Annotated in this window: 23 protein-coding genes and 1 tRNA gene; 15 read left to right on the top strand and 9 right to left on the bottom strand. The window is 68.1% G+C overall.

The features are described 5' to 3' along the window. Positions 1-2: 2 nt before the first annotated feature. The gene (locus ACWAT3_RS03215; protein WP_460795809.1) at positions 3-2834 is read right to left on the bottom strand and encodes an FAD-binding and (Fe-S)-binding domain-containing protein; all 2832 of its coding nucleotides are present in this window, start codon (positions 2832-2834) and stop codon (positions 3-5) included. A gap of 69 nt (positions 2835-2903) precedes the next feature. Between ACWAT3_RS03215 and ACWAT3_RS03210 the strand changes: the two genes are divergently transcribed. Further along, entirely contained in the window at positions 2904-3560 is a 657-nt protein-coding gene (locus tag ACWAT3_RS03210; protein ID WP_460795807.1) for a GntR family transcriptional regulator, read from the top strand. A gap of 4 nt (positions 3561-3564) precedes the next feature. Here the strand turns inward: ACWAT3_RS03210 and ACWAT3_RS03205 are convergent, their stop codons facing one another. Next, positions 3565-4506: a hypothetical protein gene (locus tag ACWAT3_RS03205; protein WP_460795806.1), complete on the bottom strand. Its 942-nt coding sequence runs from the start codon at positions 4504-4506 to the stop codon at positions 3565-3567. A gap of 72 nt (positions 4507-4578) precedes the next feature. On the opposite strand from ACWAT3_RS03205, the gene ACWAT3_RS03200 reads away from it, so the two are divergent. From ACWAT3_RS03200 to serA, 3 genes are all read left to right on the top strand, one after another. Next, positions 4579-5064, top strand: a complete 486-nt coding sequence (locus ACWAT3_RS03200; RefSeq protein WP_460795804.1) for a hypothetical protein — start codon at positions 4579-4581, stop codon at positions 5062-5064. Then, a complete protein-coding gene (locus ACWAT3_RS03195) occupies positions 5061-5414 on the top strand; it encodes a hypothetical protein (RefSeq protein WP_460795803.1) in 354 nt (117 codons plus the stop codon). Before ACWAT3_RS03200 ends, ACWAT3_RS03195 begins: the two co-directional genes overlap by 4 nt. Before the next feature lie 123 nt (positions 5415-5537). Further along, entirely contained in the window at positions 5538-7142 is a 1605-nt protein-coding gene (gene serA, locus ACWAT3_RS03190; RefSeq protein WP_460795802.1) for a phosphoglycerate dehydrogenase, read from the top strand. A gap of 65 nt (positions 7143-7207) precedes the next feature. Here serA and ACWAT3_RS03185 read toward each other — a convergent pair whose 3' ends face one another. Next, positions 7208-7750, bottom strand: coding sequence for a TetR/AcrR family transcriptional regulator (locus tag ACWAT3_RS03185; protein ID WP_460795801.1), 543 nt, complete (start codon positions 7748-7750; stop codon positions 7208-7210). 92 nt (positions 7751-7842) lie between these two features. Between ACWAT3_RS03185 and ACWAT3_RS03180 the strand changes: the two genes are divergently transcribed. The 3 genes from ACWAT3_RS03180 to ACWAT3_RS03170 are packed head-to-tail and all read left to right on the top strand — an operon-like array spanning position 7843 to position 11606. Then, complete coding sequence (locus ACWAT3_RS03180) at positions 7843-9378, top strand: MFS transporter (RefSeq protein ID WP_460795799.1); 1536 nt, start codon at positions 7843-7845, stop codon at positions 9376-9378. Positions 9379-9415: 37 nt separating this feature from the next. Then, on the top strand, positions 9416-10465 hold the full coding sequence (locus ACWAT3_RS03175) for a 3-isopropylmalate dehydrogenase (RefSeq protein WP_460795798.1): 1050 nt from the start codon (positions 9416-9418) through the stop codon (positions 10463-10465). 46 nt (positions 10466-10511) lie between these two features. After that, positions 10512-11606 (top strand): branched-chain amino acid aminotransferase, encoded by a 1095-nt coding sequence (locus tag ACWAT3_RS03170; protein ID WP_460795796.1) that lies wholly within the window; start codon positions 10512-10514, stop codon positions 11604-11606. A gap of 79 nt (positions 11607-11685) precedes the next feature. Here ACWAT3_RS03170 and ACWAT3_RS03165 read toward each other — a convergent pair whose 3' ends face one another. Genes ACWAT3_RS03165 through ACWAT3_RS03150 form a run of 4 tightly spaced genes read right to left on the bottom strand, consistent with a single transcriptional unit; the run spans position 11686 to position 15701 of the window. Next, the gene (locus ACWAT3_RS03165; RefSeq protein WP_460795794.1) at positions 11686-12795 is read right to left on the bottom strand and encodes an acetamidase/formamidase family protein; all 1110 of its coding nucleotides are present in this window, start codon (positions 12793-12795) and stop codon (positions 11686-11688) included. Further along, entirely contained in the window at positions 12792-13202 is a 411-nt protein-coding gene (locus ACWAT3_RS03160) for a RidA family protein (protein ID WP_460795793.1), read from the bottom strand. The genes ACWAT3_RS03165 and ACWAT3_RS03160 overlap by 4 nt, the downstream gene beginning before the upstream one ends. Before the next feature lie 2 nt (positions 13203-13204). Further along, positions 13205-14773 (bottom strand): amino acid ABC transporter permease/ATP-binding protein, encoded by a 1569-nt coding sequence (locus ACWAT3_RS03155; RefSeq protein ID WP_460795791.1) that lies wholly within the window; start codon positions 14771-14773, stop codon positions 13205-13207. A gap of 13 nt (positions 14774-14786) precedes the next feature. After that, on the bottom strand, positions 14787-15701 hold the full coding sequence (locus ACWAT3_RS03150; protein WP_460795789.1) for an ABC transporter substrate-binding protein: 915 nt from the start codon (positions 15699-15701) through the stop codon (positions 14787-14789). Positions 15702-15942: 241 nt separating this feature from the next. Here ACWAT3_RS03150 and ACWAT3_RS03145 point away from each other — a divergent pair, with 241 nt between their 5' ends. The 7 genes from ACWAT3_RS03145 to ACWAT3_RS03115 all read left to right on the top strand — a co-directional run bounded on the left by ACWAT3_RS03145 (position 15943) and on the right by ACWAT3_RS03115 (position 21757). Next, entirely contained in the window at positions 15943-16665 is a 723-nt protein-coding gene (locus ACWAT3_RS03145; protein WP_460795787.1) for a FadR/GntR family transcriptional regulator, read from the top strand. Beyond that, positions 16662-17327, top strand: coding sequence for a YoaK family protein (locus tag ACWAT3_RS03140; protein WP_460795786.1), 666 nt, complete (start codon positions 16662-16664; stop codon positions 17325-17327). The genes ACWAT3_RS03145 and ACWAT3_RS03140 overlap by 4 nt, the downstream gene beginning before the upstream one ends. Before the next feature lie 29 nt (positions 17328-17356). Further along, a complete protein-coding gene (locus tag ACWAT3_RS03135) occupies positions 17357-18136 on the top strand; it encodes a fumarylacetoacetate hydrolase family protein (protein ID WP_460795784.1) in 780 nt (259 codons plus the stop codon). Beyond that, positions 18133-19401, top strand: a complete 1269-nt coding sequence (locus tag ACWAT3_RS03130) for an MFS transporter (RefSeq protein ID WP_460795782.1) — start codon at positions 18133-18135, stop codon at positions 19399-19401. Before ACWAT3_RS03135 ends, ACWAT3_RS03130 begins: the two co-directional genes overlap by 4 nt. Before the next feature lie 178 nt (positions 19402-19579). Next, positions 19580-21085, top strand: coding sequence for a glutamate--tRNA ligase (gene gltX / locus ACWAT3_RS03125; protein WP_460795781.1), 1506 nt, complete (start codon positions 19580-19582; stop codon positions 21083-21085). Between the two features lie 89 nt (positions 21086-21174). Continuing rightward, positions 21175-21246, top strand: a tRNA-Gln gene (locus ACWAT3_RS03120). A gap of 61 nt (positions 21247-21307) precedes the next feature. Then, positions 21308-21757, top strand: coding sequence for a VOC family protein (locus ACWAT3_RS03115; RefSeq protein WP_460795779.1), 450 nt, complete (start codon positions 21308-21310; stop codon positions 21755-21757). A gap of 342 nt (positions 21758-22099) precedes the next feature. On the opposite strand, the gene ACWAT3_RS03110 is transcribed toward ACWAT3_RS03115, so the two are convergent. Continuing rightward, positions 22100-22303 (bottom strand): cold-shock protein, encoded by a 204-nt coding sequence (locus ACWAT3_RS03110; protein WP_264157619.1) that lies wholly within the window; start codon positions 22301-22303, stop codon positions 22100-22102. 293 nt (positions 22304-22596) lie between these two features. Between ACWAT3_RS03110 and pepN the strand changes: the two genes are divergently transcribed. Continuing rightward, the gene (gene pepN, locus ACWAT3_RS03105) at positions 22597-25083 is read left to right on the top strand and encodes an aminopeptidase N (protein ID WP_460795777.1); all 2487 of its coding nucleotides are present in this window, start codon (positions 22597-22599) and stop codon (positions 25081-25083) included. Here the strand turns inward: pepN and ACWAT3_RS03100 are convergent. Next, positions 25055-25957, bottom strand: a complete 903-nt coding sequence (locus tag ACWAT3_RS03100; protein ID WP_460795776.1) for an aminoglycoside phosphotransferase family protein — start codon at positions 25955-25957, stop codon at positions 25055-25057. The two genes, pepN and ACWAT3_RS03100, sit on opposite strands and share 29 nt — an antisense overlap.

The following is a 25957-nucleotide window of genomic DNA, read 5'->3' as shown; positions in this document are numbered from 1 at the left end:
CGTCAGCGCGTGAGCTCTTCCAGCACTTCGACCACGTGGCGGTACGGCTTGCCGGTGGCGCGGCTCATGCCGATCTCGCACGTGCGGTTCGCGGACACGAAGGCGTCGAATCCGCCGCGCTCCGCGTCGGCGGCCACCACCTCGGCCGATTCGACGGCAGTGGCGCTGGCGGTGAGCTCGGGGTGCAGCATTCCGCGGTCGCCGGCGAAGGCGCAGCATCCCCAGCCGTCGGGGATGTATACCTCATCGGCGACGGCCGCAGCCAGATCGGTGAGCGCCCCGGTCGCGCCGAGCGCGGTCGTGGAGCAGGTGGGATGCACCGCGATCCGGTCGAGCTTCGTCGTCACGCTGAGCCGGGGGAGCACCTCTCTGGCGATGTAGGTGGTGGCGTCCTCGATGACGAGCCCGACGTACTCCGGCCGCTCTGCGATGGATCTGGAGAGCATAACGTGCAGGCCCTCGGTGCACGAGGCCGCATCGCAGACGACCGGGAGCTCGCCCTCGCGGCTCGCCGTCCAGAGCGACGCGAGCACGCGGTCGGTCATCCGGTCGTACCCCGAGAGCTGGCCCTTCGACTTCCAGGGGGTACCGCAGCAGAGGCCGCCGGTGTCGTCGGGGATCGCGATCGGGATGCCGGCACGATCGAGCAGCGCCAGCACGGCGTCCCTCGAGCCCTCGCCGTGCCCTTCCGGGCCGAACATCGTCCCGATGCACGCGCCGAAGAACACGGCCTGCGCGTCCGCGGGCGCGGCGGGTCGTGGCGGACGCGACCCGCCGCGGGGGAGAGCCGCGTCGTACAGCGGCACGGTGTCCGCGCCGAGGACGGCGCGGCCGAGCTTCGTCACCCCGGTCACGACAGGAGCGGGGACCGCGCTCGCGATCGTCAGCGCCGCGCCCCCGATCCGCGTCACCGCGCCCCAGTTCTTCGCCGCGGCATCCCACACGCCTTCCTCGAGTCTCGATGCTTCCTCGGCGCGCAGCCGGCGCACGAGGTCGCCGGTGTTGATATCGACAGGGCACGCCACGCCGCACATCCCGTCGACCGCGCAGGTCTGAACGCCCTCGTAGTCGTAATCGGCGCGCAGCTCCGCCAGCAGCGTCGTGTCGCCCCGCTCCTGCGCCAAGGCCATGTCCCGGCGGATCACGATGCGCTGGCGCGGTGTGAGGGTGAGGTCCTTGCTCGGACAGGTCGGCTCGCAGTACCCGCACTCGACGCAGCGATCCACTTCGCTCTCGACGGTCGGCACGCGCTTGAGGTCGTGCAGATACGACTCCGGATCGTCGGACAGAACCACGCCGGGATTGAGGATGCCGACGGGATCGAGCAGGCGCTTGATGTCCCACATCATGTCCGTGAGGAAGTCACCGTACTGCCGACGCACGAACGGAGCCATGATCCGGCCCGTCCCGTGCTCCGCCTTGAGCGATCCGCCCTGCCCGAGGACGAGGTCGACGAGGTCGGCGGTGAACCGGCGGTAGCGCGCGAGGCTCTCCGCATCGTCGAAGCGCTCGTTCAGCAGGAAGTGGACGTTGCCGTCCTTGGCGTGCCCGAAGACCACCGATCCGTCGTAGCGATGGCGTGCGAACAGCTCGATGAGCTGCTCGCACGTGGTGAGAAGGCGGTCGACCGGGACCACGATGTCCTCGAGCAGCGCGGTCGTGCCGGACGGCCGTGCGCCGGCGACCGCGGTGTACAGGCCTTTGCGCACGTGCCACAGCGAGGCCCGCTCGGTCGCATCGGTCGTGAGTTTCGGAGCGACCGTGAGCGGAAGGGTCTCGAAGTGCGCGATCGCCGTCGCGGCGGCGTCGGCGAGCGCATCCTGATCGGAGGCGTGCACCTCGACGAGCAGTGCCGCGTGCGCGTCGACGGCGATCTCGGCGATGGCAGCCGGCACATCGCTCAGTCCCTGCGCGACGCGCAGAGACGCGGCATCCATCAACTCGACCGTGGCGAGACCCTGTTCGACGAGCCGGGGGAGCGCGGCCATCGCGTCGGCGAGCGTGGTGAACACCAGGAGGCCGGTGGCAATCTGCGGGCGGACCCGCACCGTGCGGAAGCGCGCTTCCGCCACGAACGCGAGAGTGCCCTCCGACCCGATCACGAGATGCTCGAGGATCTTCACCGGATCATCGAAATCCAGCAGGGAGTTCAGCCCGTAACCCATCGTGTTCTTCATCGAGAACTGTGCGCGCACGAAGGCGACGGCGTCCGGTGCGGCGAGCAGCCGGGTGCGCAGGGCGAGCAGGCCGTCGGCGATCGCCGGCTCGGCGGCGCGCAGTCGCGCGTTCGCATCCGGCGCGCCGGTGTCGATGATCGTTCCGCTCGGCAGAACGAGAACGAGCGAGTCGATCGTGCGATACGAGTTCTCCGTGATGCCGCACGCCATCCCGCTGGAGTTGTTCGCGACGACACCTCCGATCGTGCAGGCGATCTCGCTGGCCGGGTCGGGACCGAGTTTGCGCCCGAAGTGCGCGAGACGCGTGTTCACCTGCCGCACGGTCGCCCCGGGGCCGACGCGCACAATGTCACCGCCGTCCTCGACGGCGATGTGTCGGAACGCCGAGCGCGTGTCGACGAGGATGTCTCCCGTGACGCCCTGACCGGACAGGCTGGTGCCTCCGGAGCGGAAGGTGAGCGTGCGTCCGGCGGCGCGCACCGCGTCGAACGCGCGGGCGACGCCGTCGGCATCCTGCGGAGTGAGGACCGCATCCGGAACGAGGAGGTAGTGCGACGCGTCGTGCGCACGGGCGAAACGATCGATCGAGCGGGATGCGACGGTGGTGGCCTGTCCGAGCACTGCGGGATCGAGGGGATGGGCGAGTGTCGTGGACACAGTGGCTCCTTCGCTACAGATTGTCGGACAAGTGTACCGAAATCCGCCGTCTGCCGTAGGCTGGCTCGTATGTCGAAGGTTCCGGAACCCGTCCTGGAGATCGTCGGTGTCGTGGATGCCGTCACGCAGCGTCTGCGCGGCAGGATCCTCAGCGGCGACATCCACCCCGGAACTGCGGTGACCGAAGCCATGGTGGCGCAGGAGTACGCCGTGGCACGGCCGAGCGCGAAAGCCGCGATCGAGCAGCTCGTGGCATCCGGACTCCTGGTGCGCACAGCGCATCGGAGCGCGCGGGTCGTGGCGATCGACGCCGATGTCGTGCGCGATGTCTACCGGACGCGGACCAGGCTGGAGAGCGCCGCGTTGCGCGAGCTCGCGCAGACGCGCCAGGTGCCGCCCGCCGCCGCCGAGGCCAATGACGAGATCCTGGCGATGCCCGCCGGCCCCGATTCCGCGACGGTCGACCCCGACCTGCGCTTCCACCAGGCGTTGATCCACGCGCTGCATAGCGAGCGCACCTCGCGGATGTACGCGAGCGTGCTCGACGAGGTGCGACTGTGCATGGCGCAGGTGCAGGGCAGGAGGCTGCTGGATGCCGCGGTCATCGCCGCGCAGCATCAGGCGATGCTCGCCGCCGTCGCCGATGGTGACGGCGAGCGTGCCGCGGACCTGCTGACCGAGCATCTCGCCGCCGCCGAGGAGCGCCTCGTCGACGCGCTGAAGTGAGCGGTTACTGGTCCTGCTCGGCCGTCGCATCCTCTACGGTGATCGGCGGCTCGACGCCGTCGGCCCACACCGGCGCGGGGAGCACCGTGTCGACCTGACCGCCCTGGATCGCGCGCAGTGCGTCGGTGATCTCGTCGGCGTTCTCCGGCACGGGCAGGCCGCAGGTCGCCATCTCGGACTCGAACTTCAGCGTCAGCCGGATCTTGCCGGCGGCCACGGCCTCGGCGGTCGTCCCCGAGACGATCTCGCTGCCGGTCTGGATGTCGGAGACCTCGTCGCAGACATGGTAGACCTGGCCGCCGTCGACCCAGAACACCTCGTCCTCACCCAGCAGCTGAATGACCGCGGACTGATCGGCCGTGTACTGCTCGACGGAGGACGGTGTGAAGTCGATGCCGAAGAAAATCGCGATCGCGGCCAGCGCGATGCCGATGATGCCGGCCGTCGTCTTCTGCCCCTTGTCCATATCCTTATTGAGGAAGATGAGGATGATCAGCGGCACGAAGGCGATGATCGCGATGATCACACCGAGCTGGTTCTGGACGAAGAACCTGACCGTGTCCGACTTCTTCGCCGGATCCAGGCGGTTCGCCTTCTTCCACAGCAGCGATCCGCCGATCGACAGCGCTGCGATGACGACGAGCAGGACGATCAGGGTGACGAACGCCCACTGGGGGAATGTCGCCGTGACGCCCTGCTCTTCGAGCAGGCCCGTGTCTGGATCGCGCACGAGCGTGCCGTCCTCGCCGACGTATACGCGCTGGCGCAGCAGCCAGAAGATCCCGACGGCTTCTGCGGCGATCGCGAGCACCCAGAGCCCGAGGGCGATCCAGCGGAACGTCAGCGACTGCTTCTTCGCCGCCGCCGTCGGCGTCCAATCGGCGCCGCGCACTGCGGTTCCCGCCTCGGCCGCCGCGACGACCGGTTCCTTGTCCTGTTCAGACACCGTGCGCTTCCCCTCGTCGAATGCTGGCCCTGAGCCTACTGGGACGGCTCGCGGCATCGCTACGCTGGAGGCATGACATCGGATTCGGATGACGCGCTCTCCTGGGAGGGCGACGAGGGGCATCCAGCGCAGAAGCCGAACCTGCCGAAGGGGTGGAACGCCGTCGGAAAAGGCAGCGACCGCGTCGTGACGGACGGGGCGGCCTCGGATGCAGCACCGACGGAAGCGCCGCAGGGCGGTGACGAAGACGCGCAGCCCGTGGGGATGAGCCCCGTGATGCTGCTGTTCGTCGGTGTCTTCGGCGGGGTCTATCTGCTCTACGCAGTGGGGTGGCTGATCGGCGGGCTGAATCTGAAGCCGCTCGCGAACCTCATCGTCGCCGACGCGATGTACGTGCCGTGGTTCATCCTCGCGGTCGCGGCGCCTGCGCTGTGGATGCTGACGGTCTGGCTGCTCACGCGCGGAGCACAGGCCTGGGTGCGGATCCTGCTGCTTCTCGCGGGGGCCGTGCTGCTGGTGCCCTGGCCTTTCGTGATGGTGGGAGCGATCGGATCATGAGCGAGCACGATCCTGCATCGGCATCCGTCCGCCCGGCACCTGGGTGGCTGATCGCTCTTGTCGTCGGCCTCAGCGGCCTCTTCTACGCCTACGCCATCTGGAACGCGATCGCCCATATCGTCGCGATGTCCCAGCCGGCCGGACTCACCGGCACCGGTTGGGTCACCCTGGTGTTCGGGGCGATCTTCCCGGCGATCGTGTTCGCGATCGCCTGGGTGATCGGGCGCCGTCGCAACGTCGGCGAACTGGCCCTCGTGATGCTCACCGGCCTCTCGATCGTCGCCGTGTTCTGGCTCAGCCTGGTGGGGTACAGCATCCTGAACATGGATGCTCTCGTCAATCTCGCCTGAGCCTGCCGTCACACGGCGCAGGGCATCATCGGTGCTCGGGTACAGTGGAATCGATCGCGCCCCGAAGGCGTGCGGCGCATCGATCCCACCCGCGCTGTGACGCTCACACTGAAGGATCCACCTGTGCCGAAGCCCGTCGTGCTCATCGCCGAAGTCCTCTCGCCCGCCACGATCGAGGCCCTCGGCCCCGACTTCGACATCCGCAATGTCGACGGAACGGATCGCGAGGCGCTCTTCTCGGCGCTGACGGATGCGGATGCCGTGCTCATCCGCTCTGCGACGAGGATCGATGAGGAAGCACTCCGTCACGCACCCAAGCTGAAGGTCGTCGCCCGGGCCGGCGTCGGCCTCGACAACGTCGACATCAAGGCCGCGACGGCCGCGGGCGTCATGGTCGTCAACGCCCCGACCTCGAACATCATCTCGGCCGCCGAGCTGACCTGCGGGCACATCCTGAGCCTCGCCCGCCACGTCCCCGCCGCGAACGCCTCGCTGGCTGCGGGGGAGTGGAAGCGCAGCGCCTACACCGGCACCGAGCTGTTCGAGAAGACGCTCGGCGTCGTCGGCCTCGGACGCATCGGCGCGCTGGTCGCGGCGCGCATGCAGGCGTTCGGGATGAAGGTCGTCGCCTACGACCCCTATGTCACCAGCGCCAGGGCGCAGCAGCTCGGTGTCGAACTGCGCACGTTCGACGAGCTCGTCGCAGAGAGCGACTTCATCACGATCCACATGCCGAAGACGCCGGAGACCACCGGAATGATCGGCGCAGAGCAGTTCGCGGCCATGAAGAAGAGCGGCTACGTCATCAACGTCGCCCGCGGCGGGCTGATCGACGAAGAGGCGCTGCACGCCGCGCTCGTGGCCGGCGACATCGCCGGCGCCGGACTCGACGTCTTCACCTCGGAGCCCCCTGCCGAGGGCGGCTCCGCGCGCGCTCTGCTCGACCTGCCGAACGTCGTCGTGACGCCCCACCTCGGTGCCTCGACCGATGAGGCGCAGGAGAAGGCGGGCGTCTCGGTCGCCCGGTCGGTCAAGCTCGCGCTCGAAGGCGACCTCGTGCCGGATGCCGTGAACGTCGCCGGTGGGATCATCGACCCGTTCGTGCGCCCCGGTATCGACCTGGTCGAGAAGCTCGGTCAGGTCTTCAGCGGGCTCGCGACCTCGGCCCTCACGAGCCTCGACATCGAGGTCCGCGGCGAGCTGGCCGACTACGACGTCAGCGTGTACAAGCTCGCGGCGCTCAAGGGAATTCTCTCCAACGTCGTCAGCGAGAACGTCTCCTACGTGAACGCGCCGCTGTTCGCCGAACAGCGGGGTATCGAGGCGCGCCTGATCGTCGAGAAGGACAGCCCCGAGTACCGCAACCTCACCACGCTGCGCGGCGCGCTCGCGGATGGCACGGTGCTCACCGTGGCCGGAACGCTCGCCGGCACCCGGATGGTGCAGAAGATCGTCGGCGTCAACGGGTACGACCTCGAGGTTCCGCTCGATCAGCACCACATCGTGATGCTGTACACCGATCGCCCGGGAATCGTCGCCGTGTACGGCCAGAAGTTCGGTGACGCGGGCATCAACATCGCGGGAATGCAGATCGCCCGTCGTGAGGCAGGCGGTCAGGCGCTGTCGATCCTCACGGTGGATTCGCGCGTCTCCGAGGAGCTGCTGGCCGAGGTCGGCGCCGAAATCGACGCCGCGGTGATCCGCCAGATCGAGATCACCGAGGGCTGAGCAGAAGCGAACCGTCGACGGGTCGGGGATCCGTCGGCGGTGGCCTGCACCCGGGCGGTTCGCCGTCAGCGGGCGGCGCGCAGGACGAGGTCGATGAGCGCCTGAAGCTGCGGCCCGTGCGGTACCAGACGCTCGGGGCCGTTCGCGTCCAGGGAGTTGTTGAAGTACAACCCGTCGCTCACGAGCATGACGAGGTCGAGCGCGGTCTCGTCGCGGACGTGGGGGCGGATCGTCTCCGCCCAGCGCCGGCGCACGTCGCGCAGCGCGTCAGCGGCGACCGCATTGCCACCCTGAGCGAGCCGTGAAGTTGCGATGAGGGCGCGGTCGAGCGCGGCGTCCTCCATCACGGACGTGCGGATGTAATAGGCCACTGGCCCTTCCGGCGCCTCCGCCATGCGTTCGAGATCGAGGTCCGTCAGGTGCTCGAGCCGGTCCAGGAGAGCAGCGGCGAGATCGTCCTTCGACGCGAAGTGATAGAGCAGACCGCCCTTGGAGACGCCGGCGATCCTGGCCGTCGCCTCGAGGGTCGCCGTGCGCTCACCGTCTTCGATGAGGATCGCCTCGAAGGCGTCGAGGACGCGCTCGCGCGCCAGGGGAGGACGTGGCATCTGTCACCTCTGTTCAGGAGCTGATCAGCTCGGATTCTGTTACTATACCAGCCGGACGGTTTAGTAATACGCAGAGAACGCAGAGGTGGAAGATGACCGCGTCGATCCCGACGACCGACAGGGAGACGGACGCACCGCGCGTCGGCGCACGCGGATGGTGGGCGCTCATCGTGCTCATGCTCCCCGTGCTGCTGGTGTCGGTCGACAACACGGTGCTCAGCTTCGCGCTGCCCGAGATCGCGATCGCCCTCGAGCCGAGCGGTGCAGAGCAGCTCTGGATCATCGACGTCTACCCGCTGGTGCTTGCCGGTCTGCTCGTGACGATGGGCACGCTCGGCGACCGGTTCGGCCGCCGGAGGATGCTGCTGATCGGCGCCACCGGCTTCGCCGCCGTGTCCGTGCTCGCCGCCTTCGCCCCGACCGCAGGGGCGCTCATCGCCGCGCGTGCGCTGCTCGGATTCTTCGGCGCCATGCTCATGCCGTCGACGCTCTCGCTGCTGCGCTCGATCTTCCGCAACCGCGACCAGCGCCGATTCGCGATCGCCGTGTGGGCATCCGCGTTCTCCGCGGGCTCCGCCCTCGGTCCGATCGTCGGCGGGTTCCTGCTGGAGCACTTCGCCTGGGGATCCGTGTTCCTGATCGCCGTGCCGGTCCTCATCCCGCTGCTGATCGCCGGCCCCCTGCTCGTCCCCGAGAGTCGTGACCCGAACCCGGGGCGGATCGATCCGATCAGCATCGCGCTGTCGATGGCGACCATGATCCCGATTGTGTACGCGATCAAGTCGCTCGCCGTGGATGGACCGACGTGGGGCGCCGGCGCCTGGGCGGCGCTCGGCATCCTGATGGGCACCCTGTTCGTGCGCAGGCAGCTGCGCGCCGACACTCCCATGCTCGAGATGCAGCTGTTCCGCCGGGGCTCCTTCTCCGGAGCGATCCTCGTGAATCTGCTCAGCGTCGTCGCGCTCGTCGGGTTCCTCTACTTCGTGTCGCAGCACCTGCAGCTCGTGCTCGGGCTGTCGCCGATGCAGGCGGGCGTCGCCCTGGTGCCTGGCATGGCCGCCATGATCGTCGCGGGTCTCGCTGTCGTGCCGGTCTCCCGCAGGGTCCCACCGCACGTGGTGGTTCCCGCCGCACTCGTGTTCTCGGTCATCGGGTACCTGCTGGTCGCGTTCAGCGGCAAGGAGCACGGCGTACTGCCCCTGATCATCGCCTTCGTCGTGCTCGGCGTCGGCATCGGCGCGGCCGAGACGATCTCGAACGAGCTGATCCTGTCCAACGCTCCGGCGGAGAAGGCTGGTGCCGCCAGCGCGGTGTCCGAGACGGCATACGAGCTCGGCGCAGTACTCGGAACCGCGGTGCTCGGCGGCCTGATCACGGCGTTCTACCGCGGTTCGCTCGTCATCCCGGACGGCATCCCCTCGGATGCTGCGGATGCCGCGCGCGAGACGCTCGCCGGGGCGTACACCGAAGCGCACCGCCTTCCGACCGAGCTCGGCGACGCGCTCTGGAACGCCGCAGCATCCGCCTTCGGCTCAGGGGTGACGGTGACGTCGCTGATCGGCGCAGGCCTCGTGGTCGTGGCCGGCATCATCGCGGCCGTCACACTGCGCACGTCGCGCACGCACTGACCAGTACGCTGGAGGCATCCCCGATGCAAGGAGTGTCATGTCGCGTGTCGTGAAGCTGGCCGTCATCCCCGGTGACGGGATCGGCCCGGAGGTCGTCGCCGAGGCGGAACGCGTGCTGGAGGCTGTCACGGCATCCAGCGACGTGGTCTTCGAGAAGACCCGCTTCTCGCTCGGTGCCGCTCGCTACCTCGAGACGGGTGACACGCTGACGGATGACGACCTGGCGTCGATCAGCGCGCACGACGCCATCCTGCTGGGCGCCGTGGGCGGCCAGCCCGGCGACCCCCGTCTGAAGGACGCGAACATCGAGCGCGGACTGCTGCTCAAGCTGCGCTTCACGCTGGATCACTACGTGAATCTGCGTCCGTCCAAGCTGTACACCGGAGCGCCAGGGCCGCTCGCCGATCCGGGCGAGATCGACTTCGTCGTCGTCCGCGAGGGCACGGAAGGGCCCTACGTCGGCAACGGCGGTTCGATCCGCACCGGGACGCCGCAGGAGATCGCGAACGAGACCAGCGTCAACACGGCATTCGGTGTCGAGCGCGTCGTCCGGTACGCATTCGAGCTGGCGGAGCGCCGCAACAGGAAGCTCACGCTCGTGCACAAGACGAACGTGCTCGTGCACGCCGGGGGCATCTGGCAGCGCATCGTGAACACGGTGGCGCAGGAGCACCCCGACGTGGCCGTAGACTATCTGCACGTCGACGCGGCAACCATCTTCCTGGTCACGAACCCGGCCCGCTTCGACGTGATCGTCACCGACAACCTCTTCGGCGACATCCTCACTGATCTGGCCGGCGCCGTCACCGGTGGCATCGGCCTCGCCGCCTCGGGGAACATCAATCCCCGTGGAGACTTCCCGTCGATGTTCGAGCCCGTTCACGGATCGGCACCGGACATCGCGGGTCAGCAGAAGGCCGATCCCACGGCCGCGATCCTCTCCGTTGCGCTCCTGCTCGACCACCTCGGGCTGCGCGACGAATCCGCTCGAATCAGCCGAGCGGTCGAGGAGGACATCGCGCAGCGCGCGGGATCGCGCACCACCAGCCAGACGGGCGACGCGATCATCGCACGGCTTCAGGCGTAGTCTGAGTGCACGCGCGCGCCCGCCGCATCGAACGCAGGATGTGAACATGACATTGACCGACACCGGACTCGCCCCCCTCGAGTTCTCCGTGACCCGCAATCTCGCCGCGAAGTCGGCGGCGCAGCGCGACGAGCTGCTCAAGGAGCCGGGCTTCGGCACCGTCTTCACCGATCACATGGTCGACATCTGCTGGTCGGCCAAGGGCGGATGGCACCGTCCCCGGGTTCAGCCCTACGGGCCGATCCCGCTCGACCCCGCAGCCGCGGTGCTGCACTACGGCCAGGAGATCTTCGAGGGCATCAAGGCGTACCGTCACGAGGACGGTTCGATCTGGACCTTCCGCCCGGAGCGCAACGCACAGCGTCTCCAGCGCAGCGCACGGCGCATGGCGCTTCCCGAGCTGCCGACCGAGTACTTCCTGCAGTCGCTGCGCGAGCTCATCGCCGTCGACGGCGCCTGGGCGCCGGCGGGTGCGGACCAGAGCCTGTATCTGCGCCCGTTCGAGTTCGCCAAGGAGGCGTTCCTCGGGGTTCGCCCGGCGCAGAAGGTCGCGTACTACCTGATCGCGAGCCCCGCAGGCTCGTACTTCAAGGGCGGCGTCAAGCCGGTGCGCATCTGGCTGTCGGAGACGTACGCCCGCGCGGGCAAGGGCGGCACCGGTGCGGCCAAGACCGGCGGCAACTACGCATCCAGCCTCCTGCCGCAGGCCGAAGCCTACGAGCAGGGCTGCGATCAGGTCGTCTTCCTGGATCAGGACGGCAACGTCGAGGAGCTCGGCGGCATGAACGTCGTCTTCGTCTTCAAGGACGGCACGATCGTGACCCCGCAGTCCGAGAGCATCCTCGAGGGGATCACGCGCGACTCGATCCTGCAGCTCGCGGAGGACCGCGGTCACAAGGTCGAGCGGCGCGCAGTCTCGCTGCAGGAATGGCGAGACGGCGTCGCGTCCGGCGATATCGTCGAGGTGTTCGCGTGCGGCACCGCCGCGGTCGTGACGCCCATCGGTGCCCTCGTGACCGCGGGCTTCGAGGATGCCCAGCCGGTCGGCGAGCTCGCTCTGTCGCTCCGCGCGGAACTGACCGACATCCAGTACGGACGTCGTGAGGACAAGCACGGCTGGCTCCTGCGACTCGACGCCTGATCCGATCGACCAGGGTCGTTCACGTCGAAGCCCCCGCCGGTGATCCGGCGGGGGCTTCGACGTGGCTGAAGCGTGCAGATCAGACCCAGGTGAGCCAGTCCCGCTTCGGGATGAGGCAGTGCACCCCGACCACGCCGTCGACGACCTGCGACACTTCGAAGTCTCCCGCTGCGGACAGATACGCGAGCGCCGATTGCCGCGGGAGGTCGAATCGTTCCGCGAGGAAGCGGATAGACTCGCGCACCGCCGCACGCATCGCCTCATCGAGCGTGGCCGCCATCCCCGTCGGGATCCAGTGCTCGCCGGTCTCCCCGAACGGCGTCGTGAGTGCTCCGAACAGCGCGGGGCTCTCCTCCGCCGGTACCACCGTGAGGGTGAGGGTTGCACGCAGCGAAGCCTCCAACGCGGTGAGAGCGACCTCGCCGTTCCCTTGGGCGAAGTGCGGATCGCCGGTGTAGAACAGTGCGCCGTCGGTCTGGATCGGGAGGTAGAGCGATGTGCCGGCAACGAGGTGCTTGATGTCGACGTTGCCTCCGTGCGGACCGGGGGGAACCGAGTGCGCAGGCGTGTCATCGACGCCGGCCACGCCCATCAATCCCAAGAAGGGAGCCAGCCGGAACGAAGCCGATCGCTCGGCGTCGACGCGGAAACGGCCGCGCGCCTCACCGTCGCCGTCATCCTCGACCCAGCAGAAATGCGAAACCGTGCCGGAATCGGGATGCAGATCGGGTGCCCATGTGTGCTTCGCGTTCAGCGGATACTCACCAGGAAGCGCGCCGAAGCCGTGCCGGTTGCTGATGAAGCCGTACTCCACGCGACGATCGAGCGCTCGGATGTCCACCCGGAGGACGTCACCACGCCGTGCGCCGGCGACGGCGATCGGACCGGTGACGACGTGCGGGCCGTCGATGTCGGTGTTCGCCACATCGCTCGCAGCCAGCTCGACAGCATCCCGCAGCACGTCATCACGCCCGTGGGCGGCGAGGAATGCGACGGGATCCCGGCCCTGATCGGCGAGCAGACCCTCGTGCGAGAGGGTGTCCACTGTCACGCTCTCGCCGGACCGAACGGTGAGAGATGGCGTGCTGGCCGCCGTGGGCAACCAACCCCAGCCGATCTCGTCCACTCGGCAGGGCAGGTAGCGGTCGGCGCGGATGACTCCCCGCCCCGGGTCCAGGATGGTGCTCATCGATGCGTCCCTTCGTCGATTCCGACGATGAGATCGATCTCGATCAGCGCGCCGACGGCCAGACCGGTCACGCCGACGCAGGTACGCGCAGGCAGGACGGAGCCGAACCACCGCCGATACACCGCATTGACCACCGCGTAATCGTCGAAGTCCCGCAGATACACCCGGACCATGAGCGCGTCGTCGAGACGCCCGCCGCAGGCGGTGACCACGGCATCCAGATTGGCCAGCACCTGCTCGGTCTGCTCCTCGACGCAGCCGGACACCACATCACCGCTGCCTGGCATGGTCGGCATCTGGCCGGTGACGAACAGCAGATCCCCCCATCTCGTCGCGTGCGAGAACGGACCCACCTGCGTCGGCACGCCGCTCGCGCCTGTCAGGTCATAACTGATCTTCGTCGTCATCGTCATACCTCCGCCGCGTTCATCGCGGTCATGAATGTCACTGTCTGGGGAGAGCGGGGGGCGCCGATGACCTGTTCGGCGGGACCTGCTTCGATCACCCGCCCGCCGGCCATGAACACCGCAGTGTCCGCGACCTGGCGTGCGAAGCGCAGCTGATGCGTGGCGATGATCATGGTCAGGCCCTCGTCGCGGGCGAGCGTCGTGATGACGCGGAGCACCTCGGCGACGAGTTCCGGATCGAGCGCGCTCGTCGGTTCGTCGAGCAGGAGGAGCCGGGGACGGGAGGCGATCGCGCGTGCGATCGCGACGCGTTGCTGCTGCCCGCCGGACAAGCCGGACGGTGCCGCATCGGCGAACTCGGTCAGTCCAACGCGCGCGAGGAGTTCATGAGCTCGCTCCGCGGCGGCTTCGGGCGACCAGCCGTGCACCCAGCGCAGCGGCCCCGCGACGTTCTCGGCGACGCTCAGGTGGGTGAACAGTGCGAAGTTCTGAAAGACCATCGAAACCCCGGCATCCACCCGTTCCGCGGCGAGTCTCGACTCCGAATGGCGGCGCCCGGCGTCGCCGATGCCCAGTTCGGCTCCGTTCACCGTCACAGTGCCCGCGTTCCGCGTCTCCAGCTGGTTGATGATCCGCAGCAGCGTCGACTTGCCCGACCCGCTCGGTCCGAGGAGCGCCATGACTTCGCCGGGTGCGGCGGAGAGGTCGATGCCGTCGAGAACCGTGCGGTCGCCGTAGCGCTTGACGATGCCCGTGAGCTCGAGCGTCGCGCCCCGGTGGTGCACCGCTGACCGAGGCGCCGACGGGGCGGGCTGCGTCGAGGAGTCGGCGTCGGAATCGGAGGGGCGCTGCACGAGAGTCGAGGGCGTCTCTGGTCGGGTCTGCCGACCCCGCCGGCCTTGAGGCATCCGGATTCCTGTGATGCGTGCCGAGCGGCGCTCCACGAGCATCTGGAGCAGTGTGATCGCCCCGGTCAGCAGCAGGTACAGCACGGCTGTGGCGACGTAGATCTCGAAGTAGTCGAACGTGGAGCTCGCGAGCTGCTGCGTCCTCAGCGTCAGTTCCGGTACCGCGATGATCGACGCCAGCGCCGAGTTCTTCATGGTCGAGATCGCCTCGTTGCCGAGTGCTGGCACCATCTGGCGGAACGCCTGCGGCGCGGTGATCCGATGCATGAGAGCCAGCGGGCCGAGGCCGAGAGCGCGGCCGGCGGTGCCCTGAACCTGATCCACACCGCGGATGCCGGAACGGAAGATCTCCGAGAAGAAGGTCGCCTCGTTCATCGCGAGGGCAAGCGACCCGGCGACAATCGGGGTCAGGACGATTCCGGCGTGCGGCAGCACCGTGAAGGCGAACACGAGCTGCAGGATCAGCGGGGTGCCCCGGTACAGCGTGGTGTAGCACCGGGCCACCGCGCTGAGAGCGCGGAAACGGGTGAGCTGCATCGCGGCGAGCAGTGCGCCGAGCGCCATGCCGCCGAGGAAACCGTACACGGTCAGCTGCAACGTGACGAGCAGGCCATCCAGCAGGTACGGCAGCGTGAGGTAATGGAGGAAACCGGTGAAGTCCATCGGTGCAGTCCGCTCAGCCGACGCTGAGGATCGCCGGCTCCGCGTCCTCGCTCGACTCCAGCTTCCAGCGTGCCGCGAGCTCCTGCTGGATGCCGCGCTCCTGGATCTCCGTGATGGCGGCTGCCACCGCGGTGCGGAAGTCGTGCTCGCCCTGCGGGACGGCGATGCCGATCTCGTAGTCGAGCATGACGGTCTCGGCCGAGGCGAGGTCGTCAGGGTGCTCCGCGATGTAGCGCATGACAGTGTTGATGTCGTTCATGTAGCTGTCAGCCCGTCCGGAGAGGATGGCCTGCACGCAGTCGGCGCTGGAGTCGAACAGGCTGACAGTCGGGGCCTCGAGTCCCTCGGCTTCGCACTCGGGACCGACAGCCTCGACGAGCGGCACTTCGACGTAACCCTTGTTCAGCGCGACTGTTGTTCCGCAGAGGGATGTGTCGATCCCGGTGATCTGCTTCGGGTTGCCCTCGGAGACGAGGATGCCGTCGAACACCTTCGAGTAGCTGATGAAGTCGACACCGCCCGACGCCCGGTCCTCGGTGGCATACAGGTTCGAGACGATCCAGTCGGCCTGGCCACTGGCGACGGTCGGGATCATCTCGGCGAAGCCGACCGGCACGTAGTCGACGGCGAAGCCGAGACACGCGCCGATCGCGTTGCCGAGGTCGATGTCGAACCCCTCGTAGGTGTTCGGGTCGTCAGTGCTCACGGTCTCGTACCCCGGCGTATGCGGGTTGAGTGCGTTTGTCTTCGTCGTGCCGACGAGGTCGGGGTACTCGTCGCGAAGAGTGGAGCAGGTGTCGCTGGCAGCGAGGTCAGCCCATTCGTCCGTCGTGCTCTCCGAGGAGGCCGCGTTCGAGCTGCAGCCGCTGAGTGCGAGCGCGAGCGCCGCGCCGGTTCCGATGATGCTGAGAGTGCGTGTGTGCGTCACAGAGGGCGTCCTTCGTCTGGTGGATGAGCGCGTCCGGTCACGGGAGAGGGACACGATTCGGCCGGATTGGTCCGACCAATTGGCGCCAGACTATGTGTACGAGCCGACCCGAGATGTGCGTTTCGATCACTCGTAATGGCGTCTTTACACCGTCGAAACATTGCGTATGAGCATCGGCCTAATGGTCTGACCAACGCCTCGAGGGCTGCTAGCCTGTTGGCATTCTTGCGGAAGGATCACCATGTCAGCGCAGATTCCTCTGCCATCGCGACGTCCCGAGAGGGAGTCCGTCGCCGTGACGGCTCACCTCGAGCGCCTCATCGCCACCGGTGCGGTCGCGCCAGGAGAGCGGCTGCCCCCTGAACGCGCGCTGGCCGAGCAACTCTCCGTGTCGCGGACGACTGTTCGGGAGGCGATGCACGAACTCGAGAACAAGCGCCTCATCGAGCGCACCCGAGGCCGCGGAACCAGAGTGAGAGAACTCGGAGCCGAGGCACGTGATCTCGATGCGCTCGTCGCTTCAGCCGGTCGGCACGATGATGTCGCAGAGCTCCGGTTCGCGGTCGAGCCGCTGCTCGCGCGACTCGCAGCGCAGCGCGCCACCAGCGCCTCCATCGCAGCACTCGAAGAACTGGTTCTCGCGTCGACGGGGCCGATCACGGCCGCCCGCTCGCTGGAGCTCGACACGACGTTCCACCAAACGCTCGCAAGCGCTGCAGGCAACCCGTTGCTCAGCGAACTCCAGCGCCTTGTGGTGACGTGGACGACGCCTCTGCGTCGAGACTCCCATGCCCACCGCAGTGGTCGCGCGATGTCGTCGGCGGGCCATCTCGCGATCCTCGTCGCGGTGCGCGCGGGAGATCCGGACGAGGCTCAGCGCGCGATGGAAGATCATCTGCGCGAGGTGGGCGAGGCCATCGCGGTCGAGAGTGATCGCAGGGTCCGCTCGGAGGAAGACGCGTGACGCGGCTTGCGCGCGACCTCGGCGCTCTTCTCGCCCTGACGTTCGCCACCGGGCTGCTGGACGCCGTGAGCTATCTCGCGCTCGACGGTGTGTTCACCGGGAACATGACCGGTAACGTGCTGTTCATCGGCTTCGCGGCGACCGGTGTCGACGGCATCCCGCTGCTCAACAACGTCGTCGCACTCGCCGGTTTCGTCGTCGGATCCATCCTCAGCGGACGGATCGTGCCTCGGGGACGGGCCGACCACTTGGAGCGCAGAGCCCTGGGAACACTGCTCGGCTGCTCACTCGTGATCGCAGCCGTCGCGCTGCTCTGGCTCCTCGTCGGAACTGAGCCGCTCGCCGTCGAGCTCGGCATGACCGCTGCACTCGCGGCGGCCATGGGGGCGCAGGTGTCGGCCGTCAAGCCTTTGGGCAACAGCGATGTCACCACCATCGTGGTCACGAATACGCTCGCGAACCTCGCGAGGGACAGCCGCCTCGGGGGAGGGCGTGGCCAGGCATGGTTCCAGAGGCTGGGGGCCGTTGTGAGCATGGGGGCTGGTGCAGCCGCCGGTTCGCTGCTGCTCGCCGTCGGTGACGGCCCGCTGGCCGTCGGCGCGGCCGCGATCCTCGTCGCCGCCGTCGCGCTGCTGCTCTGCTGGCACCCGCGGGAGGTGTGAGATCAGGGGGTGCTGAGTAGGCTGGAGGGGTGAAGATCGCTCGGTTCAGCCACAACGAAGCCATCCGCTACGGCATCCTCGACGAAGGCGAGCTCGTCGTCCTCGCCGGAGACCCGATGTTCGCCGGTTACGAGACCACGGGCGAGCGCGTTCCCCTCGCGGATGCGGCGCTGCTCGCACCGGTGATTCCACGTTCGAAGGTGGTCTGCGTGGGCAAGAACTACCACGATCACGCGAAGGAGATGGGCGGCGAAGCTCCGGAGGAGCCGCTGCTGTTCCTCAAGCCGAACACCTCGGTGATCGGGCCCGGCGACACCATCATCCGCCCGGTCGCCCTCTCGGAGCAGACCGATTTCGAGGGCGAGCTGGCGGTGGTGATCGGGCGGATCGCGAAGAACGTGCCGGCCGATCGCGCCCACGAGTACGTCTTCGGCTACACGATCGCCAACGACGTCACCGCGCGTGACCTGCAGCGTCGGGACGGCCAGTGGACCCGCGGCAAGGGCTTCGACACGTTCTGCCCGCTGGGGCCGGTCATCGAGACCGAGTTCGATGCGGATGCCGCGACCATCGAGACGCGCGTCAACGGCGAGGTGCGGCAGCAGGCGCCGCTGACCGACATGATCCACTCGGTCGCCGACATCATCGCGTACGCCTCTGCCGTGTTCACGCTGCTGCCGGGCGATGTGATCCTCACCGGAACTCCTGCCGGGGTCGGGCCGTTCAACGCCGGCGACACGGTCGAGGTCGAGGTCACGGGCCTCGGCATCCTCCGCAACCCGAGCCGCGACGCGACACCCGCCGCATGACCGCGCTGACGGCGGCCGAGCAGGCGGTCGTCCAGCGCCGTACGGTTCTCATCCTGTCGATCGGGCAGGTGCTCGGCGGTATCGCGTTCGGCGCGACCGTCTCGCTGGGGGCGCTGCTCGCCGCCGATATCTCGGGGAACGATGCGCTCTCCGGCCTGGCGACGGCATCGGTCACGCTCGGTGCGGCGCTGTGCGCCATCCCGCTTGCCCGGCTCGCCGGTCGAGTCGGACGCCGTCGGGCGTTGACCCTCGGCAACCTCTTCGCTCTGGTCGGGATCGCGGTTCTGATCCTCGCGGCGGCCCTGCGTGTCTTCCCGCTTCTGCTCGCCGGCATTCTGCTGATCGGCGCCGGCAATGCCGGGAACCTGCAGTCTCGTTTCGCCGCCACCGACCTGGCTGCTCCGCAGCACCGCGGTCGGGATCTGTCGATCGTGGTGTGGGCGACGACGATCGGCGGCGTCGCCGGGCCGCTGCTGCTGGGGCCGGGGGAGATCGTCGGCCAGGCCGTCGGCATGCCGCCGCAGACCGGCTCGTACCTGTTCTCGCTCGTCGCGCAGTCGGCAGCCCTCGTGCTGTATCTCGTCGCGCTGCGTCCGGACCCGCTGCTGGCCGCGCAGCGCCTGACATCGGATGCCGCGGCGAACGCCTCAGCGGCCCTGATCGTCGACCGCCCTGTCGTGGCCCGCTACGCGATGTTCGCCGTTGCCGGCTCGCATGTGGTGATGGCGTCTGTCATGGCCATGACGCCGATCCACCTGTCGCACATGGCGCACGCCTCGCATGGCGGTCACGCGACGAGCGCGGACGTCTCCCTGCTGGTCGGCGTCACGATCGCCCTCCACGTCGCGGGGATGTATGCGCTCTCACCCGTGTTCGGGATCCTCGCCGATCACTGGGGCCGGCTGCGTGTCGTCCTGCTCGGACAAGCGCTGCTCGCGGCATCGCTGGTGTTCGCGATCGTCGCCAACGATCAGGCATGGGGCGTGATGACCGCGCTCATCCTGCTGGGGCTCGGTTGGAGTGCAGCGACCGTCGCCGGCGCGGCGCTGCTCACCGAGGCATCCGCCCCGCAGCTGCGCACCCGGCGGCAGGGCAGAAGCGACTCGCTCATGAGCCTGTCGGCGGCCGCAGGCGCCGTGCTCGCCGGAATCGTTCTGTCGAACTTTCAGTACGCGGGCCTCGGTATCGCGGCATTCGTGCTCGTCATCGCGATCACCGCGCTGGCTCCGTTCGGACGCACGTCACAGGGCCGCGCGGTTCGGTGACGGACTGGGCGGGCTGGGCGCGAGGAGCGCGCGCGATTCCGCACGGGCTTCGACGAGGTGTGCGCGCGGCGCGACGACGGCGGGGCGATCCCGCTCGAGCACGTGGCTGCGGTGGCCTTCGGTCGACGCGGCATCCCGCGCTGATCGGGCCACCCGCGCCCCGTAGAATCGAAGGGCTATGGCTACTCCGCATCCTCTCACCACGACCGCAAGTGGTGCCGACGTCCGTGTCCGCTTCTGCCCTTCGCCGACCGGCCTGCCGCACGTCGGTCTGGTGCGCACGGCGCTGTACAACTGGGCGTACGCCCGGCACAACGGCGGCAAGCTGGTCTTCCGCATCGAGGACACCGATGCTGCCCGCGACAGCGAGGAGAGCTACCAGCAGCTGCTCGATGCGCTGCGCTGGCTCGAGATCGACTGGGACGAGGGCGTCGAGGTCGGCGGCCCGCACGCGCCGTACCGCCAGTCGCAGCGCCACGACATCTACCGAGGCGTCATCGACAAGCTGACGGCGAGTGGGGCGCTGTACGAGAGCTACTCGACGGCGGAGGAGATCGACGCGCGCAATGAGGCGAACGGTCGTGCCAAGCAGCTGGGCTACGACAACTTCGACCGCGATCTCACGGACGAGCAGAAGGCCGCATTCCGCGCCGAGGGGCGCGAGCCGGCTCTGCGGCTTCGCGTTCCGGATGAGGACCTCACCTATGTCGACCTCATCCGCGGCGAGGTGACCTTCCCCGCCGGGTCCTTCCCGGACTTCGTGGTCGTGCGTCCGAACGGTGTGCCGCTGTACACCTTCGTCAACCCGGTCGATGACGCGCTGATGGGCATCACCCACGTGCTGCGCGGCGAGGACCTCATGCCCTCGACCGCCAGGCAGCTGTCGCTGTACGCCGCGCTCATCGACGCCGGCGTCACGACGTTCGTGCCGCGTTTCGCCCACATGCCGCTCGTGCTGGGGGAGACCGGCAACAAGAAGCTCTCCAAGCGCGACCCGCAGGCCGATCTGTTCCTGCACCGAGAGCGCGGCTTCATCCACGAGGGCCTGCTGAACTATCTGGCGCTGCTGGGCTGGTCCATCGGCCCCGACCGCGACATCTTCTCGCTGGACGAGTTCACCGCGGCGTTCGACATCGAGAACGTGAACCCGAACCCGGCCCGCTTCGACCAGAAGAAGGCGGAGTCGATCAACGGCGACCACATCCGGATGCTGCCGGAGAAGGACTTCGCCGAGCGGATCGTCCCATATCTGGCCGCTGCCGGCCTGTTCGACCAGCCCACGCACGAGCAGCTCGTGCTGGCGTTCCGCGCCGCGCCTCTCGTTCAGGAGCGCGTCCAGCTGCTGGGCGACGTCCCCGGCATGCTCGGCTTCCTGTTCACGGAGGAGATCTCTTACGATGCGGATGCCCTCAAGGGTCTTCCGGCGAATGCGGCCGAGGTGCTGAACGCCTGCGTCACAGCGCTCGAGCCCGTCACCGATTTCACTCCGCAGACGATTCAGGATGCTCTCGCGAAGGCCCTGGTCGAAGACCTCGAACTCAAGCCGCGCGTCGCTTACGGTCCACCTCGCGTCGCGATCACGGGGCGCCGCGTGTCGCCGCCGCTGTTCGAGTCGATGGAGCTGATCGGCAAGGACGCGACCCTTTTGCGCCTGCGCGCGCTCGCGGAGTTCGTCGCGGCGTGACGACTCGCCCGGGCGGTGCGCCGCGTTTTGGCGTTATGGCCGCCGCTCGGGTAAGCTTGAACCTCGGTGCGAGGCTCACGTTTCGCCCTTGGGGTATGGTGTAATTGGCAACACAGCGGTTTCTGGTACCGCCATTCTTGGTTCGAGTCCAGGTACCCCAGCACTGATGAGATCCCCGCTTCGGCGGGGATTTCGTGCATTCGGCCCGATACGATCCTGCGTATGGCCATCAAGCTGGAGAACGTCGGCATCGCCGTCCGCGACCTGGACGAGGCGATCTCGTTCTTCACCGATCTCGGGCTCAGCGTGCTCGGGCGTGACACGATCAGCGGCGAGTGGGCGGACACCGCCGTCGGGCTCGACGGCAATCACGCGAGGATCGCAGTGCTCCAGACGCCGGACGGGCACGGGCAGCTCGAACTGTTCGAGTACCTCCGCCCTGACGCCATCGAGACCGAACCGACGCTGCCGAACGAGATCGGCATGCATCGCGTCGCGTTCTCGGTCGATGACATCGACGCGGCCCTCGAGATCGCGGCGCGGCACGGCTGCCATCCGCTGCGCGGCGTCGCGAGCTACGAGGACGTCTACAAGCTGACGTACCTCCGCGGGCCGAGCGGAATTCTCGTGATGCTCGCGCAGGATCTGCGCGCGACCCGATCGTCGTCCTAGCGACTCGCGCGTCGGGTTCCCACGCCGGGGATGTCATTCTGCGGCGACTGATCGGGGATCTCGCCCAACTGGTCGTCGCTGACCTCCACAGCGTCTACCGCCCCGCTGTCCGCGCCCTCGCCACCCGGCGGGACCTCCGCGCGGGGGCCCTCGGGCTTCGCGGCGCTCCGTTCCTTCGGCATTGTGCACCTTCTTCGCAGCAACGGTACGGATTCGTGCAGGTGTCGGAAGCGCCTTGACATGGGACTGGAGGGCACGGCATCCGCGGCAGGTCCGGGGCCGTGTCGGGGAACACGAAAGGACCCGGTCGCACGAACGGCGACCGGGTCCTTTCGGATCAGATCAGAGGGCGCGGATGTTCGTCGCCTGGGGGCCCTTGGGGCCCTGCTCCGTGTCGAACTCGACCTTCTGCGCTTCCTCGAGGTTACGGTGTCCGCTGCCCGCGATCGCGCTGAAGTGCGCGAACAGGTCGGCGGAGCCGTCATCGGGAGCGATGAAGCCGTAGCCCTTGTCGGAGTTGAACCATTTGACAGTGCCAGTGGCCATGCTGTGTTTTCCTTTGTTGTTCGTGGGCCAGTATGCGGCCCGTCATACTCTGCCGAATGATTCGACGGAGCAGTCTGTGTGCCCTCGAGCTGACGGCGGCGGTCGTTGCGGCCGTGACGATGAGGGATGAGGCGGAGGATGAGGGAGAAGCAGCCACCCTGCGTGATACGCATTCGGGCTGATGGACAGCCGGAGAGCCCGACAGCCATCGTGTAGTTGTGGGTTCAGCCTAGCCCATGCTCACTGCGAACTTCCCTGGCTTGCCGAGAACGTCGTCATGAAACGATATGAGCATGACCTCAGCGAACCTGAACCGCCAGGAGACAGCAGCGCGATCCGCGAATGTCACCGTCCGCAGCATCCGTGTCGATCTCGATCTCACCGGCGCACCCGATCAGGCGCGGACCGGGTTCCCGAGCACGACGACCCTTGTGTTCGACGCCACGACCGATGCCACCTGGCTCGATTTCATCGGGGAATCCGTCGACGCGGTGATCGTGAACGGGGCGGAACAGGCCATCGCCTATGACGGCGCTCGCATCCGCGTCACCGGGCTCGCGGCATCCAATGAGGTCACAATCCGCGCGACGGGGGCGTACAGCCGATCGGGCGAGGGGCTGCATCGGTTCGTCGACCCGGTGGACGGCGCGACCTATCTGTACACGCAGTACGAACCAGCGGACTCCCGGCGGGTGATGGCGTGCTTCGAACAGCCGGACATGAAGGCGTCGTACACGTTCGTGGTCCACGCGCCGGAGGGATGGCAGGTGCTGTCGAATCAGGCACCGGCGTCGACGATCGCTGACGGCGGCAGCCAGACGGTCGAGTTCGCCCCGACGCTGCCGATCTCCAGCTACATCACCGCCGTGGCGGCCGGTCCGTATCACCGCGTCGATGGATCCTGGCGGCGGGAGGGGCAGGTCGTGGATCTCGGCATCCTGTGCCGCGCATCTCTCGCCGCGCACCTCGAAGCGGAGGAGATCCTGATGATCACGCAGCAGGGGCTCGACTTCTTCACCGACGCATTCGCCTATCCGTACCCCTGGGGCAAGTACGACCAGATCTTCGTGCCGGAGTACAACCTCGGTGCGATGGAGAACCCGGGCCTCGTGACCTTCACCGAGGGGTACATTCCGCGCGGGGCAGCGACCGAGGCCCAGCGAGCGGGTCGGGCGAACACGATCCTGCACGAGATGGCGCACATGTGGTTCGGGGATCTCGTCACGATGCGCTGGTGGGACGACCTGTGGCTGAAGGAGTCCTTCGCCGACTACATGGGTTCGCACGCCTCCGCGGCGGCGACCCGCTTCACGGATGCCTGGGTGACATTCGCCAATCGGCGCAAGGCGTGGGCCTATCTGCAGGATCAGCTTCCGACGACGCATCCGATCGTCGCGGACATCCCCGATCTCGAGGCGGCGAAGCTGAACTTCGACGGCATCACGTACGCGAAGGGCGCCTCGGTGCTGAAGCAGCTCGTCGCGTTCGTCGGGGAGGACGCGTTCTTCGAAGGTGCGCGTCGATACTTCGCGGCGCACGCGTTCGGGAACACCAGCCTGGAAGACCTGCTCTCCGAGTTGGAAGCCGTCTCGGGGCGGGATGTTCGCCCGTGGTCTCGTGTGTGGCTCGAGACCACCGGCGTCTCGACGCTGTGGCTGGAGACGGATGCTGATGGCAAGCGGGTGCTGGTGCAGACCGATCCGCGTCCGCACCTGCTCCGCATCGGGCTGTATGACCTGCGCGATGGGCGCCTCGTGCTCCGGGAGAAGGTCGCGGTCGACATCGCCGATGAGCGCACGGTCATCGACCTGGCCGATGCCGATCTGACACTGCTCAACGACGACGATCTCACGTACGCAAAGGCGCGGCTGGATGATCGATCGTTGGACGCTGCAGCAAGCGGACTCTCGACGATCGACGACGACCTGGCCCGGGGGCTGGTGTGGTCGTCGCTGTGGAACGCGACGCGGGACGGTGAGCTCGCGGCATCCCGGTATCTGGAGATCGTGCGTCTGCACGCGGCGTCCGAGTCGAGCCCGGCGTTGCTTGCCGGCGTGCTCGCCAATGCCGCGTTCACGCTGTCCCACTACGTCTCCGATGCAGGTCGTGATGCGGAGCGTGCCGCGTGGCTGCGCGCGGCCGAGGCGGCCATGGATGCTGCGGAGGCCGGCAGCGACGCGCAGCTGACCTGGGCGCGGGCGTTCGCCGCGGCATCGGCCTATGAGGTGTCGGCGACGGATCGCATCCGCAGCATCCTGGGCGGCGCGAGCCCGGCTGGTCTCCCGCTCGACCCCGACCTGCGCTGGGCCTTCATCACCGCGTTGGCGACGACAGGGCAGACGGATGAGGCGACGATTCTCGCAGAGCTGGAACGGGACGACACCGCCGATGGGCGCACGGCCTCGATCCGCGCGCTGGCTTCGCGTCCGGTCGAGGCGGTGCGGGATGCGGCGTGGCTCACGGCGTGGAATGATCCGTCGCTGTCGAACGACCACTTGGATGCAACGGTCGCTGGGTTCCGCGCGGGGGGCCGGCGGGATCTCATCGCCGATCACGACGCGGAGTACTTCAGCCGGATCGTCCCGGCGTGGGATCAGCGCAGCATCGAGATCGCGAAGCGGCTGGTCCTGGGGCTGTTCCCGGCGTCCGAATCGCTCGGTCTGGTGGATGCATGGCTGGCGGAGAATCCGGATGCCGCAGGTGCACTGCGTCGCCTGGTGATCGAGCAGCGCGACCACCTGGCGCGAGATCTCAGAGTGCGGGCAGCGCAGGCTCGCTGAGAAGTTCGAGGGCCGTTGAGCGACCCAGCTCGCCGTAGTCCGGCCGATCGTCGCTTGCGTCGTGCAGGATGGCGGCGACTGCTGCCGCCCACGCCTTGGCGCGCACCCAGGTCGCTGCGTCGTATCGGTCACCCGTGGCGGCTGTGAAGCGTTCCCGCCCTGCGGTGTCGAAGGCGAGCCAGGACCCGGCCAGGTCGTACGCCGGGTCGCCTGCGGTCACGTCACCGAAGTCGATCAGCGCGATGAGGTCGTCGTCGTGCACCAGGAGATTTCCGGGATGGAGATCGCCGTGGACCCATACGCGCTCGCAGCTCGAGTCGGCTGACAGGCCCTGTTCCCACAGAACGGTGAGACCGTCGCGCTGCGGTGCGGGTACCGCGGCGAGGCGACGTCGGATCGCGGCATCCCGCCGACGCAGCGGAACGCCCCGCACCGGATTCTGTGGAGCGTGGTCCGGAGCAGGCCGGTGCAGCGCCATGAGCGCCTGGGCAAGGTGTGGAGCCCATGCGGTGTTGCGGTGCCGGGCGCGGCCGAGCGCGTGGTCGCCCTCGATCCACGGCACGATCGACCACGGCCAGGGAAAGCTGTCCGTCGGCGTACCACGAAATGCGGGCACCGGTATGCGAATACCGAGCGCTGCCAGTCGCGGTGCGATCATCGGCAGGGCGAACTGCTCATGCTGGATCAGCGGTGCGGCGCGTTCGCGGCGGGGGACGCGTACGGCGAGCTCTGAACCGAGCTTCCAGATCGCGTTGTCCCACCCTTCGGCGATCATGGTGAGCGGCAGATGCGCGAGCTCGCCCACTGCCGAGCGAAGGAGTTCCCGGAGCTCGTCTTCGGTGAGCGTGCGTTCGGCGGCTGGAGAGTTCGCCAT

Source organism: Microbacterium sp. GXF0217, assembly GCF_054798195.1.
The sequence above is the reverse complement of the archived record's forward strand: the minus strand, read 5'-3'. Positions and strand labels throughout refer to the sequence as shown.

Bases quoted from the DNA above. Each gene is read 5' to 3' on its own strand.
- ACWAT3_RS03210 (WP_460795807.1), top strand. From the start codon at position 2,904: ATGTCGAAGGTTCCGGAACCCGTCCTGGAGATCGTCGGTGTCGTGGAT.
- ACWAT3_RS03200 (WP_460795804.1), top strand. From the start codon at position 4,579: ATGACATCGGATTCGGATGACGCGCTCTCCTGGGAGGGCGACGAGGGG.
- ACWAT3_RS03195 (WP_460795803.1), top strand. From the start codon at position 5,061: ATGAGCGAGCACGATCCTGCATCGGCATCCGTCCGCCCGGCACCTGGG.
- ACWAT3_RS03185 (WP_460795801.1), bottom strand. From the start codon at position 7,750: ATGCCACGTCCTCCCCTGGCGCGCGAGCGCGTCCTCGACGCCTTCGAG.
- ACWAT3_RS03180 (WP_460795799.1), top strand. From the start codon at position 7,843: ATGACCGCGTCGATCCCGACGACCGACAGGGAGACGGACGCACCGCGC.
- ACWAT3_RS03175 (WP_460795798.1), top strand. From the start codon at position 9,416: ATGTCGCGTGTCGTGAAGCTGGCCGTCATCCCCGGTGACGGGATCGGC.
- ACWAT3_RS03170 (WP_460795796.1), top strand. From the start codon at position 10,512: ATGACATTGACCGACACCGGACTCGCCCCCCTCGAGTTCTCCGTGACC.
- ACWAT3_RS03165 (WP_460795794.1), bottom strand. From the start codon at position 12,795: ATGAGCACCATCCTGGACCCGGGGCGGGGAGTCATCCGCGCCGACCGC.
- ACWAT3_RS03160 (WP_460795793.1), bottom strand. From the start codon at position 13,202: ATGACGACGAAGATCAGTTATGACCTGACAGGCGCGAGCGGCGTGCCG.
- ACWAT3_RS03155 (WP_460795791.1), bottom strand. From the start codon at position 14,773: ATGGACTTCACCGGTTTCCTCCATTACCTCACGCTGCCGTACCTGCTG.
- ACWAT3_RS03145 (WP_460795787.1), top strand. From the start codon at position 15,943: ATGTCAGCGCAGATTCCTCTGCCATCGCGACGTCCCGAGAGGGAGTCC.
- ACWAT3_RS03130 (WP_460795782.1), top strand. From the start codon at position 18,133: ATGACCGCGCTGACGGCGGCCGAGCAGGCGGTCGTCCAGCGCCGTACG.
- gltX (WP_460795781.1), top strand. From the start codon at position 19,580: ATGGCTACTCCGCATCCTCTCACCACGACCGCAAGTGGTGCCGACGTC.
- ACWAT3_RS03115 (WP_460795779.1), top strand. From the start codon at position 21,308: ATGGCCATCAAGCTGGAGAACGTCGGCATCGCCGTCCGCGACCTGGAC.
- ACWAT3_RS03110 (WP_264157619.1), bottom strand. From the start codon at position 22,303: ATGGCCACTGGCACTGTCAAATGGTTCAACTCCGACAAGGGCTACGGC.
- pepN (WP_460795777.1), top strand. From the start codon at position 22,597: ATGACCTCAGCGAACCTGAACCGCCAGGAGACAGCAGCGCGATCCGCG.
- ACWAT3_RS03100 (WP_460795776.1), bottom strand. From the start codon at position 25,957: ATGGCGAACTCTCCAGCCGCCGAACGCACGCTCACCGAAGACGAGCTC.